Source organism: Sphingobacterium tabacisoli (assembly GCF_017908035.1).
GTDB lineage: Bacteria > Bacteroidota > Bacteroidia > Sphingobacteriales > Sphingobacteriaceae > Sphingobacterium > Sphingobacterium tabacisoli.
Genome location: NZ_JAEQMU010000001.1, coordinates 2,472,862 through 2,485,438, shown reverse-complemented (window position 1 = coordinate 2,485,438; position 12,577 = coordinate 2,472,862). Strand labels below are relative to the sequence as shown.

The following is a 12,577-nucleotide window of genomic DNA, read 5'->3' as shown; positions in this document are numbered from 1 at the left end:
TTATTTATTAGCAGCATATGAACAAGTTTCACGTTTTTCTGTTTTCAATTTTTGGATTAGGGTTATGGGGCTGTTCCAATAAGGATACAATAGGGATAGCTGGTGAGATTTTAAATCCAGGTAATGTTAAGGTTGTTGCGTTTTATGAAGGTGACCGGAAACTTGATTCTGTCTTTTTGAGCGATCAGAACAAATTTAAGTTTGAGCGTGAAGCAACTCAGCCACGGCTTTTGACGATAGAAGTGGGTAAAAACCGTTATCCTATTATTGTCTCGCCCGGCGAGAAACTTGTATTTAGCTCCAATCTTCAGGATAATCCAGAAGACTATAAGGTGGAGGGGTCTGCTTTATCTTCTTTGTTGCGAGATTTTGCGCCAGTAAAACAAAGAAAGGAATTTCTGGAAGACTCATTGCAAGGAGACTTTGTAAAACGTATGGCGGGCAAATCTGAACCAGAAATAGAAAGTCTGCGAGCGGATTATATGGCACAATATAGAAAGGAAATGGTTTCCTTTACGACGCAGGCTGTAGCTTTTGCAAATGCTAATCGGGATAATCTGGCCGGATTTTATGCTATGAGTGTTTTGGATCCGGATGTGGCTGAAAATGAATTGATAGCTTACGCAGATGGTTTGGGAGATTTGTTCTCGGACAATCGCACGGTTATTCAATTCAAAGAAGAGATAGCGAAGTTACGAAAATTGGCTATAGGACAACCCGCTCCGGAGATCGTAGCTTATACGCCGGATAATAAGACGGTAAAGCTTTCCGATTTTAAAGGTAAGTATGTGCTTGTTGATTTTTGGGCTTCTTGGTGTGTCCCTTGTCGCAAGGAAAATCCGAATATAGTGCGCCTGTACAATCAGTATAAGGATAAAAACTTTACGGTACTGGGCGTGTCCCTGGATAACAATCCAGGTTCGTGGATGCGTGCTGTAGAGGAGGATAAATTGACTTGGACTAATATTTCGGACCTGAAAGCTTGGAGTTCTGATCTGGTGTTAAATTACCGTATTAAAGCTATTCCAGCTTCTGTGGTGTTAGATCCGTCGGGGCTGATTGTTGCTAAAAACCTGCGTGGTACGGATTTAGAGGCTTTCTTGCAAAAGACATTGTCTTCAAATTAGAGTTAGTTTATTAATTTATTAAGTTATTTTTAATAGTTAACAATTTCATAACATTAGATTAACTTTATCTTACCATAAAGTACATACTTTAGCAAAAAAACTAATATGAGTGCCAAGCAAAAAATACTTGTGGTAGATGATGAGCAAGATATCTTAGATCTCATTTCCTACAATCTGAACAAAGAAGGCTATCAAGTCTATACGGCGTCAAATGGAAAATTAGCAATAGATAAAGCGAAGGAAGTTAGTCCTGACTTGATTATTCTAGATGTTATGATGCCTGTGATGGATGGAATAGAGGCTTGTCGAATTATGCGCTCGCTGCCTGAGTTTAAACATACCTTCATGGTTTTTTTAACTGCTAGAAGTGAAGAGTATTCTGAAATAGCAGGCTTTCATGTCGGTGCAGACGACTATATCGCTAAACCGATCAAGCCACGCGCATTAATGTCTAGAATCAATGCGATTTTGCGAAGAAATTCTACCGAATCTATCGATGAGCCAATAGATAAATTGGAGATTGCTGATCTGGTAATCGACCGGGATGCATTTTTGGTATACCGCGAAGATGAAAAAATCGTATTGGCCAAAAAAGAGTTTGAACTCTTATACTTGTTAGCTTCAAAACCTAATAAGGTATACACACGGGAGCAGATATTGAAAGCAATCTGGGAAGATTCTGTCGTGGTAACTAACAGGACTATCGATGTGCATATCCGGAAGTTGCGGGAGAAAATCGGAGACAATTATGTGGCTACCGTAAAAGGAGTCGGATATAAATTTGATCTTAGTTAAAAAACGTATTATAAATTTATGGTTAAGGGGTGAACATCTATACTGATTTTTGCCCCTTAGTCTTTTATGTGCTTTTCGTTTTCTATAGTGAACGACTTTAGCTCACTAATCATCAAGTCAAAGTCGGATCTGATCTCTTCAAATTTGATACGGATAGTCTCGATTTCTATACCATCCCGTCCCATATTCTCCAGCTCTTGAAAAGCGGCTCTAAGTTTTGAAGCACCAATGTATTCCATGGTGGGTTTGATGTGGTGGGCGCTGTCCCGGATAGCAGTTTTATCGTTGTTGGTTAGGCTTTGGGTTAATGCCTCAAAATCCAGCGGGCTCTGTTCAATATACATTTCAATGAACTGTTTTACCATTTTTGGATTTCCCATCATGGATTTATTGATCGATTCTGGATTAATGATTTTATAGGTCATCTAAATACGGATTAAGTATATTTCTTGACAACAAGCTCATCTTCACTATTGTTAAGGAGCTGCCGGTTGGTTTGTAGTAATAAAGGGTGGATGTAATCTGCCGCAATTTCGCAAAGGGGTACCAGTACGAAGTTTCTAAATTGCATAAGGGGATGAGGGATCACCAGATCTTCCGATTCGTATACCTCCTCATTAAAGTAGATAATATCAATGTCTATCAGTCTGGCTCCCCATTTGACGAGGCGGGTTCGCCCAAGTTCGGTTTCTATTTCCTGGCATAGGGTCAGGCAGGTCTGTTTGTCGTGATTCGTTTCGATTACAAGTGCTTGATTGTAAAATAGGGGTTGGTCTTTAACTCCCCATCCCTCGGAAACATACAGAGCGGATGATGTTAGAATACGACCAACTCGGTCCTGCAAAAGGATAGATGCCTGAGCAATTTGTGCTGTCGGATTGCCTAGATTGGCTCCTAGTAGGATGTAGATTTGATTCATACTATTCCAAAAATACAATAATGAACTTTCAAATTCGACAAAACCAATTAAATACATTAAATTTAGTCTGTAAAAAATAAATTGTTTACATATATGAACTTTATCAAACAAGTGCTAGCCACGATAACAGGGATACTTATAACGAGTATTATTCTGTTTTTTCTTTTTTTAGTGTTTATTGGTGTATTGGTACAGCAGTCGTCGCAACCGACAACGGTCGTCGCCCCAGCCAAATCGGTGTTATACCTGTCTCTTGATTATAAAATTGTTGAAAAAACAGAAAGCAATCCACTAGGGGATTTGAATCTGCCTCTTTATAGTGTGGAGAAATCTATTGGATTGAATGATGTGCTGGCACGGATAAAGGCCGCAAAAACGGATGATAATATAAAAGGGATATACCTAAATCCTTCCTCAGTAGGAATGGGCTTCGCTAGTTTGAAAGCGATACGGGATGCTTTGGTGGATTTTAAGGAATCAAAGAAATTTATCATTGCTTATAGTGATGGTTACTCGCAGAAAGCTTATTACCTGTCTACTGTGGCAGATAGTGTCTATCTGAATCCGCAGGGGTCTCTGGATTTTAGAGGATTAAGCTCGTCGGTCGTCTTCATGAAAGAGGCTATGGATAAGCTCGGTGTCGAAATGCAGGTGATAAAAGTCGGAACGTACAAGTCGGCTGTAGAACCTTTTATACTTAATGAAATGAGTGTGGCGAATAGAGAACAGGTGACTTCTTACCTGGGAAGTATTTATGAGTCCTTTTTATCGGATATTGCGGAGGCTAGAAAACAACCTGTCGACTCGTTGAAGCATATTGCTAGTGAGTATCTGGTCCGTAATGCGGACGATGCGCTCCGTTATAAATTCATCGATGGCAAGCTGTATAAAGATGAACTTCTTTCGGCCTTGAAGAAACGTCTGGATGTAGCTGAGGATAAAGATATTTCGTCGGTGTCTATTTTGAATTATGCAGGCAATGCCGCCACAACTTCTGGAGACAAGATTGCAGTGCTTTATGCCTATGGTGATATCGTAGATGGTGAAGGATCTATAGGTCAGATCGGTGGGGATAAGGTGTCGAGACAGCTCCGTAAATTGCGCAGAGATAAAGATATCAAAGCGATTGTACTTCGGGTAAACTCGGGAGGTGGCTCGGCCTTGGCTTCAGATGTTATTTGGAGAGAAGTCGAACTTATCAAGAAAGAGAAACCAATTGTCGTATCAATGGGTGACTATGCCGCGTCTGGAGGATATTATATCGCAGCAGCGGCAGACTCTATATTTGCGGAGTCAAGTACGTTGACAGGATCTATTGGTGTATTTGGACTTATCCCTAATTTTAAGGGATTATTGAATAATAAATTAGGAATACATATTGACGAGGTGAATACGGGTAAGTTTTCAAGTCTGATGGGTAATCCGGATAAACCACTTACCGAGGAAGAGCGTTCTATCGTTCAGATGGAGGTCAATAGAACGTATGCTACCTTCATGGAGCGAGTGGCTAATGGACGGAAAATGAAGGTTGAGGCCGTGGATAGTATCGGTCAGGGACGTGTGTGGACCGGAAAGCAAGCGCTTGAGCTAGGGCTGGTCGATGGCATAGGTAATCTGCAACGGGCTATTGGTGCGGCGGCGGCAAAGGCTTCGCTGAAAAACTACCAGATTGTAGAGCTTCCAGAGAAGGAGGATCCTTTTGCAAGTATTTTATCTTCTTCTAAAGACAGGGTTAAGATGTGGTTGTTCGGTGAAGAGCTTGGCGATTATCAAAAGTATCTGCTGGACGTGACTAAAGTTTTAAAACATACAGGGATACAGGCAAGATTGCCTTATCAAATTGAGATATATTAGATTTTTTTTTACGGCATTGCATGAATGCAAAGCAATTTATATAAGTTTACGCTTCAAATCAACTTAAATACTTTTTAGATACTGTGTATGAAAACAATTGACGATTTAAATTTTTCGGGTAAAAAGGCCTTAATCCGGGTCGACTTTAATGTCCCTCTTGATGCGGATTTTAATATTACGGATGATAACAGAATTCAGGGAGCTGCGCCTACAATAAAGAAAATATTAGCAGATGGAGGATCCGTTGTATTGATGTCTCACTTAGGAAGACCTAAAGAAGGACCGACAGATAAGTATTCGTTAAAACATATCGTTTCACACCTTTCAAAGGTATTAGGGGTAGATGTTCAGTTTGCTAACGATTGTATCGGTGCTGAAGCATACGATAAATCCGCAAACTTGAAAGCCGGAGAAGTGCTGTTGTTGGAAAACCTCCGTTTTTATAAAGAAGAGGAAAAGGGCGATGTCGTTTTTGCCGAGAAGCTTTCGAAATTGGGTGATGTATATGTCAATGATGCTTTCGGTACGGCACACCGTGCACATGCATCTACGGCAATCGTTGCACAGTTTTTTCCAACGGCTAAATATTTCGGTTATTTGATGGCTGGCGAATTGAACAACGCGGAGAAAGTTTTGAATCACCCTAACAGACCGTTTACAGCAATTATGGGCGGCGCTAAAGTTTCCGATAAGATACAATTGATTGAGTCTCTATTGGACAAAGTGGATAATCTTATTATCGGTGGCGGAATGGCGTATACGTTTGTGAAAGCTCGAGGCGGTGAGATTGGGAAGTCATTGGTGGAAATGGATAAACTGGACCTTGCGAACGAATTGGTAAGGAAAGCAGAGGAAAAAGGGGTGAATTTAGTGTTGCCTACGGATGCACAGATTGCGGATGCGTTCTCCAATGATGCCACGACTTATGATGGTCCCAATGATCAGATCCCAGCGGACCTACAGGGATTAGACATCGGTAGCGAGTCGTCACGTCATTTTGCTGAAGTGATATCTGCATCGAATACATTGTTGTGGAATGGGCCTATGGGGGTGTTTGAATTTGATACGTTTGCTACAGGTACAAAAGCTGTTGCTGATGCAATTGTAGCAGCAACCGAACGAGGAGCCTTCTCGCTAATCGGTGGTGGAGACTCTGCGGCTGCGGTGGCTAAGTTTGGAATGACCGAACATGTTAGCTATGTCAGTACTGGTGGAGGAGCGCTATTGGAATATATGGAAGGAAAAGAATTGCCAGGAGTAGCGGCAATTAATTCTTAAGAATAAGCGAAATAGAATGAAAAAGGCTACAGTTATCTGTGGCCTTTTTTATTAAGATCAATTTTTTGGACATAAAAAAAGGACTTGTTTTGCAAGTCCTCTTTTTATATGATGAGATATGAGCTTATTTAGCTTCAGCAACCAATTGGTTTAAGATCTCGTCGTTTTTAGTAATTTGGCTATGCTTAGGCATTTTTGAACGTGAACCTGGTTCAATGTTACGTCCCAAGCTTAGAAACTGAACTTCCATACGTGAAGTAGTTTTGTTTCTTCTATCTTTTCTTTTTAAACGTGTAACTCCCATTTTAATATAATATTTTTTTGTACGTTAGAAAACGAGGTCGGAAGCGGATTCGAACCGCTGTAGGAGGTTTTGCAGACCTCAGCCTAGCCACTCGGCCATCCGACCCTTTACCCTTACCGGGCATGCAAAAGTAAACTTAAAAATTGAAAAAGCAAAATTAATTTCACAAAATGAATTTAGGGAGGAGCTTTCTGCCGAAAAGTCCAGGTGATGGTATTTTACATCAGAGAATTTGACAGTATAAAGCGGTAGGTATGATGCTTCTTTGTAGAAAGATGTTTACATTTTAAATTGATATAACGCCCTTAGGGTCATTGTAAAGTCTTATTATCCAGACTGAGGTTATATTCTGTGATGTCCCATTTGATTTTGGTATCAAATTTGAATAGATAGTAATCGATAGGGTTGTCTGTTCAATCCCGCATATTAAAAAAGAGTATTAAAATAAACGTTATGAAAAAAGTTTTACTAACATTAGGTGTTGCATTATTAACAGCAGTAGGAGCACAGGCTCAGATTGGTTATGGAGTAAAGGCGGGTGTTAACTTTCCTAAATTGAATTATTCAGGTGGAAATTCAAGTTATAGTACTAGTACATCTACTAATTTCTATCTTTCTGGTTATGCAAGCATTCCTGCGGCTTCTAATTTTGCTATACAACCAGGTGTGTCTTTACAAGGTAAAGGAGGTAAAGTTGAGTTGTTAAATACAACGAGTACAACTAATTTGATGTCAATTGAAATTCCGGTTAACGCTGTTTATTATATCCCTACTGGGGCTTCTGGTTCCGTTTTTATTGGAGCGGGACCGTATGTCGGTTTTAATGTATCTGGAAAAACTAAAACAGGTGATGTGAAAACTGATATTAAGTTCGGTTCGGATGCAGATAAGATGAAAGTCGTAGACTACGGTGCTAATTTTCAATTGGGTTACAAAATGGCCAATGGTTTGTTGATTAATGGTGGATATGGTTTAGGTTTGGGTAATCTGTCAAATGTCAGCGATTTGAAAGTTAAAAACAATGTGTTCTCAGTTGGTATTGGATTTGAAATTTAATCTATACACTTAATTGAGTTAAATATAGCCCCTTGGAGTTTTCCAAGGGGTTTTTTATTTAAAACGAATATGATACAAGACAAACAAATCTTGTCTGTTAGATTCGACGAATAATATTTATCTTTGTGCTATGATAGAATTACCTGTTATACCCGTGAATCAGACGCAACGTAAACCAGATTGGTTACGTGTAAAGCTTCCCGTAGGGAAAGAATATAGGCATGTGCGCAGCTTAGTGGATGAGCATAAGCTTCATACGATTTGTGAAAGTGGGAATTGTCCAAATATGGGCGAGTGTTGGGGGGCAGGTACAGCTACCTTTATGATTCTAGGTAATATTTGTACGCGCTCTTGTTCGTTCTGTGCGGTAGCTACAGGAAGACCTCTTCCTGTGGATGTTGATGAGCCGAACCGTGTTGCTACTTCTGTCAAACTGATGGGGGTAAAACACTGTGTGATTACTTCGGTAGACCGGGATGATTTGAAGGACGGTGGTTCTATAATCTGGGCTGAGACTATTGAAGCTATACGTAGAGAAAGTCCAGAAACGACATTGGAGACCTTATTGCCTGATTTCAAAGGACAGTGGGATAATTTGGACCGTGTGATTGCGGTTAGACCAGAAGTGGTGTCACATAACTTGGAGACTGTTCGTCGTCTGACGAGAGAAGTACGTATACAGGCTAAATATGACCGCTCGTTGGAGTGTTTGCGCCGTATTTCGGAAGCAGGATTGCGCACAAAATCCGGCATCATGTTGGGGCTAGGTGAGACTGAAGAAGATGTTATAGAGGCAATGCAGGACTTGTATGATGTAGGTGTACATATTTTGACGCTAGGTCAGTATCTACAGCCTACAAAAGCACATCATCCAGTCGTTGATTGGATTACTCCAGCTCAGTTTGACAAGTATAAGGAGATTGGTCTGAAGATGGGCTTTAAGTATGTGGAGTCGGGACCATTGGTGCGCTCTTCTTACCACGCTGAAAAACATCTATTTGATATGCAATAGAGTATAATTTGAAAGAATATAAAAAGGGGGATAACTACTAGTTATCCCCCTTTTTACTGCTAAAGAAAGCCATTCTAGGTTTATTGAAGTCTAACGTGTTTTCGTGTTGAATACGGTCTCTCCTCCAATCACGGTACGTAATGTTTTCACTTTACGGATATCTTCCATAGGGATCTCCATAATATCCTTTTCTAATAATACAAAGTCTGCATCTTTACCTTTTTCAATCGAACCTCTTTTCTTTTCCTCAAAGCAAGAAAAAGCTGCCCATATGGTCATTCCTCTTAAGGCTTCCTCTCTACTGAGGGCATTTTCAATCTGAAAGCCACCGGAAGGATAACCGGAGTTGTCGACGCGTGCAATCGCTGCATGAAATCCGTATAAAGGATTGAAATGTTCTATAGGGAAGTCAGAACCGATAGCGACTTTGCCGTACTGTTTCAATAATTCTTTATAAGCATAAGCCCCTTTGATACGCTCGTCGCCTAATCGCTCTGGTGCCCAGTACATGTCTGAGGTAGCATGAGTAGGTTGTATGGAGGGGATGATATGGAACTGATTAAATTTAGCAAAGTCGTTGGGTGCAATAATCTGGGCATGCTCGATACGCCATCTTCTGGCTTTATTGTCCGTGAGGTATTTGCCATATACGTCTAATATCAAACGATTAGCTGAATCGCCTATCGCGTGAGTATTCACCTGAAACTTGCTGTTAGCGAGTTTTTTGATCGTTTCATCAAATTGTTCTGGTGTGTGTAATAAGAATCCCTTTGTCGGCGAATCATGGTAGTGCTCTAGGAGGCAAGCTCCGCGAGATCCTAAGGCACCATCTGCTAGCAATTTGATGGACTTTATCGTTAATCTGTCACTTTCAAACAGATCTTCTTTGATATAGCGGTCGATTTGTGAAGGCTCAGCGAGGATCATTGCATAGTCCCTGATTTTGAGCTGTCCCTTCGCATAAAATGTTTTAAGGTAGTCTATCTCTTCGTCATTAAGACCGGCATCAACGATACTGGTCAAACCTACCGCTACAAGGGAGTCCTGTGCCTGTTGCAGAAAGCGTAACGTATTCTGTTCGTCGTGTTTGGGAAGGTACTTGCTGACCAATGGCATGGCATTGTCTATGAGCAGTCCATCCAGTTTACCATTGGCATCCTGAGAAATAATGCCGCCCTGCACATGAAATACGGAATCAAGATGAGCTGTTCGTAGAGCAGCGGAGTTGACCAAAGCCGCATGATAATCGATACGGGAAAGATAAATTGGAATATCTGGGAAGTATTTATCTAAACTATCTTTTGTTGGGAAAGCCTTGCCGGGCCACAGGTTTTGGTCCCAGCCTCCTCCTATGATCCATTTTTTATCTGGATTTTTGTGCCTATACTGTTGTAACCGGTCAATGAGTTCCTCCATGGATTTAGTACCATTGAGGTCTACCTCTTGAAATAGGTTTGCCAGTTCAAAATAGTGTGCATGGGCATCGTAGAATCCTGGGTAAACAGGCGCTTGATGGGCATCGATAGTTTCTTTAGCTTTATAGCGTTTTAAGATGTCTTTTGAGCTGCCGATGTCAATGAATATGCCATTCTTTACGGCAAAAGCTTCGTGCATGCTGAACGAAGAATCGACGCTATATACTTTGGCATTGTGTACAATGAGATCTACTTCTGTATTGCTGGTACAGCGTATAAATAGAAGCGTTGTCAATAAAAATAAAATTGTACTCTTCATAATAGGAGGTTGTTAAACACTTTTTCTTAAAAATACTCATTTTCAGGAAGAAATAAAACTGTAAGATTTTGTCGAACGATATAAAACGTTCCTGATTCCTCTGGATCACCAACAGACATGAACCGAACCCGATTATAACGGGTGAGCTCTTGAATACCTACAATAGAGAACAATTTTATGAAAAAAGTTCTTGATGGCCTCTGAACCGAACGAAGAGAGCTTATTGATCCCTTGGAATATAGAATCGAATCAATAATATATACACTCTAAGAAAAAAGAGCGCTCCATGTCAATTCATGGAGCGCTCTTTTAATATATTGAATCGGTGTTTGCTTACATTGCTTCTGCCACAACCTCTTCCACTTCAGGAACCATACGTTTTAAAAGTCCTTCAATACCCGCTTTAAGCGTGATCGTAGAAGAAGGACAGCCACTACATGAACCTCTTAGCTCTACAGTAACGATACCTTCCTGAAAGGATTTATAGGCTATGGCTCCACCATCTTGTTCTACCGCAGGGCGAACGTAGTCATGAAGAACCTGTTGGATTTTTATCTCGGTCTCAGTTCCTTCAAAAGAAGTATCTTCATCGCTTACTACTTCCTGTACTTTCAGCTCAGATTCTACTGCCCCTTTTACAAAATCTTTCAATATCGCTTCGATATCGTTCCATTCGGCGTCTTCGGATTTTGTAACGGTAACGAAATTACTGGCAAAGAAAACGCCAGTAACAAAGTTAAATTTGAATAGTTCTTTTGCGAAAGGAGACTCTTGTGCTCTTTCTCTATCAGGATAGTCTACACTGCCATTGATAAGTAGCTTGTTGACCAAGAACTTCATCGTAGCTGGATTCGGTGTACTTTCTGTATATACGTTTATTGTTGCCATTGCTTCTAATTTATTGCTTCAAAGATAATCTATATGTGGATGATGCACGTCATTGTTTCGTAAAACCTTACTGTTCAAAAAGCGAATAGGTGTTAGATCTATAGTGAAACACCTGTATAATTAGATGGGCTGATATTTTTTATCTCCTCTTTGACAGTTTCAGATACATTGAGTCCATCAACAAATGATGCAATGGTCTCTTGTGTCACCTGTGTATTTGTACGTGTCAGGTCCTTTAATGCCTCGTAAGGTTTAGGATATCCTTCCCGACGTAAAATCGTCTGTATTGCTTCGGCAACAACAGCCCAATTGTTGGCTAGGTCTTTCTCAAGAGCGGATTCGTTAAGTATTAATTTACCTATACCTCTTAATGAAGATTTGATAGCAATCATGGTATGGGCTATAGGTACGCCAATATTCCGCAATACGGTCGAATCTGTAAGGTCACGCTGTAGCCTAGATATCGGCAACTTGGCGGACAGGTGTTCGAATAGCGCATTGGCAAGACCTAAATTACCTTCTGCATTCTCAAAATCAATCGGGTTTACTTTGTGCGGCATAGCGGAAGAACCGATTTGACCAGCCGTAATCTTTTGTTTGAAATAGTCCATCGAAATGTACGTCCAGATATCTCTGCACAAGTCGATAAGAATATTGTTGATTCGTTTTAAGGCATCACAGCTCGCCGCAAAATTGTCGTAGTGTTCGATTTGTGTCGTTGTCTGCGAGCGATCCAGTCCTAACTGCTCATTGACAAAAGCATTTCCAAAGGCAACCCAGTCCTGTGTAGGGTAGGCCACAAAATGTGCATTGAAATTACCTGTAGCACCACCGAATTTTGCGGAATGAGGTACGGCCTGGAGTAGGTTGACTTGTTTTTCCAGACGCTCTACAAAAACTTTAATCTCCTTGCCCAGTCGGGTAGGGGAAGCTGGCTGACCGTGCGTACGGGCTAACATAGCTACACCGCTCCATTCTTCAGACAGTTTTTTAAGTTCGTTGATTAGGGATTGTATTCCGGGAAGATACACCTGGTTTAACGCCTCTTTCCAAGCGAATGGAATTGCCGTATTATTGATGTCCTGCGAGGTCAATCCAAAATGTATAAACTCTAACGAATCGTGTAAGCCTAGTTTTTCGAATTCATTTTTTAAAAAGTATTCTACAGCTTTAACATCATGGTTCGTCACTTTCTCTGTGTCTTTAATCCATTGTGCATCTTCTAGAGTAAACTCTTCATATATCTTACGCAGTTTTTCATTTAAAGAGCCATCAAAATGCGCTAATTGTGGAATTCCGGATTGTGCCAAAGCAATGAAGTACTCTACTTCGACCAAAACACGGTGTTTGATTAAAGAGAACTCCGAAAAATAAGGGGATAATTCTTGAGTGGCATTGTGGTATCGTCCGTCGATAGGAGTAACAGCCGTTAACGCTGATAATGTCATTTTCTGTGGAATTAATAAGTCAAAAGTAAAAAAGTTGGGCTGTTCTTCTAGTTATAAAGTAGAACAGGTAATCACCATGCCCATCTTAAGTACTGCAAAAGTACAAAAAACAGTTACTTTTTTAGCAATTAAAGGATAATAAAAAAGCCTGTGTCATTAAGA

At 40.5% G+C, this 12,577-nt stretch carries 11 protein-coding genes and 1 tRNA gene; 6 read left to right on the top strand and 6 right to left on the bottom strand.

Annotated features, from left to right (window positions below; genetic code table 11):
• Positions 1-17: 17 nt before the first annotated feature.
• Positions 18-1,127 carry a TlpA disulfide reductase family protein gene (locus JKG64_RS10540; protein WP_210354219.1) on the top strand — a complete coding sequence of 370 codons (1,110 nt, stop codon included), beginning with the start codon at positions 18-20 and terminating at the stop codon, positions 1,125-1,127.
• A 105-nt stretch (positions 1,128-1,232) separates the two neighbouring features.
• A complete protein-coding gene (locus tag JKG64_RS10535) occupies positions 1,233-1,922 on the top strand; it encodes a response regulator transcription factor (RefSeq protein WP_210354218.1) in 690 nt (229 codons plus the stop codon).
• Between the two features lie 56 nt (positions 1,923-1,978).
• On the opposite strand, the gene JKG64_RS10530 is transcribed toward JKG64_RS10535, so the two are convergent.
• Both JKG64_RS10530 and folK read right to left on the bottom strand, forming a co-directional pair.
• Positions 1,979-2,347 carry an Hpt domain-containing protein gene (locus tag JKG64_RS10530; RefSeq protein ID WP_210354217.1) on the bottom strand — a complete coding sequence of 123 codons (369 nt, stop codon included), beginning with the start codon at positions 2,345-2,347 and terminating at the stop codon, positions 1,979-1,981.
• Positions 2,348-2,358: 11 nt separating this feature from the next.
• On the bottom strand, positions 2,359-2,898 hold the full coding sequence (gene folK, locus JKG64_RS10525) for a 2-amino-4-hydroxy-6-hydroxymethyldihydropteridine diphosphokinase (protein ID WP_246512530.1): 540 nt from the start codon (positions 2,896-2,898) through the stop codon (positions 2,359-2,361).
• Positions 2,899-2,934: 36 nt separating this feature from the next.
• Between folK and sppA the strand changes: the two genes are divergently transcribed.
• Together sppA and JKG64_RS10515 are read left to right on the top strand one after the other, a co-directional pair.
• Entirely contained in the window at positions 2,935-4,695 is a 1,761-nt protein-coding gene (gene sppA / locus JKG64_RS10520; protein WP_210354216.1) for a signal peptide peptidase SppA, read from the top strand.
• 87 nt (positions 4,696-4,782) lie between these two features.
• A complete protein-coding gene (locus JKG64_RS10515) occupies positions 4,783-5,973 on the top strand; it encodes a phosphoglycerate kinase (protein ID WP_210354215.1) in 1,191 nt (396 codons plus the stop codon).
• Between the two features lie 338 nt (positions 5,974-6,311).
• Here JKG64_RS10515 and JKG64_RS10510 read toward each other — a convergent pair.
• Positions 6,312-6,382 (bottom strand) — tRNA-Cys (locus JKG64_RS10510).
• 348 nt (positions 6,383-6,730) lie between these two features.
• Here JKG64_RS10510 and JKG64_RS10505 point away from each other — a divergent pair.
• Positions 6,731-7,333 carry an outer membrane beta-barrel protein gene (locus JKG64_RS10505; RefSeq protein ID WP_210354214.1) on the top strand — a complete coding sequence of 201 codons (603 nt, stop codon included), beginning with the start codon at positions 6,731-6,733 and terminating at the stop codon, positions 7,331-7,333.
• A gap of 130 nt (positions 7,334-7,463) precedes the next feature.
• Positions 7,464-8,345, top strand: a complete 882-nt coding sequence (gene lipA, locus JKG64_RS10500) for a lipoyl synthase (RefSeq protein ID WP_210354213.1) — start codon at positions 7,464-7,466, stop codon at positions 8,343-8,345.
• A 90-nt stretch (positions 8,346-8,435) separates the two neighbouring features.
• Here lipA and JKG64_RS10495 read toward each other — a convergent pair whose 3' ends face one another.
• The 3 genes from JKG64_RS10495 to purB form a co-directional block, all read right to left on the bottom strand.
• Positions 8,436-10,079, bottom strand: a complete 1,644-nt coding sequence (locus tag JKG64_RS10495; protein ID WP_210354212.1) for an amidohydrolase — start codon at positions 10,077-10,079, stop codon at positions 8,436-8,438.
• Between the two features lie 333 nt (positions 10,080-10,412).
• Entirely contained in the window at positions 10,413-10,967 is a 555-nt protein-coding gene (locus tag JKG64_RS10490) for a NifU family protein (RefSeq protein WP_210354211.1), read from the bottom strand.
• Positions 10,968-11,065: 98 nt separating this feature from the next.
• On the bottom strand, positions 11,066-12,415 hold the full coding sequence (gene purB / locus JKG64_RS10485; protein ID WP_210354210.1) for an adenylosuccinate lyase: 1,350 nt from the start codon (positions 12,413-12,415) through the stop codon (positions 11,066-11,068).
• Between the last annotated feature and the right edge of the window lie 162 nt (positions 12,416-12,577).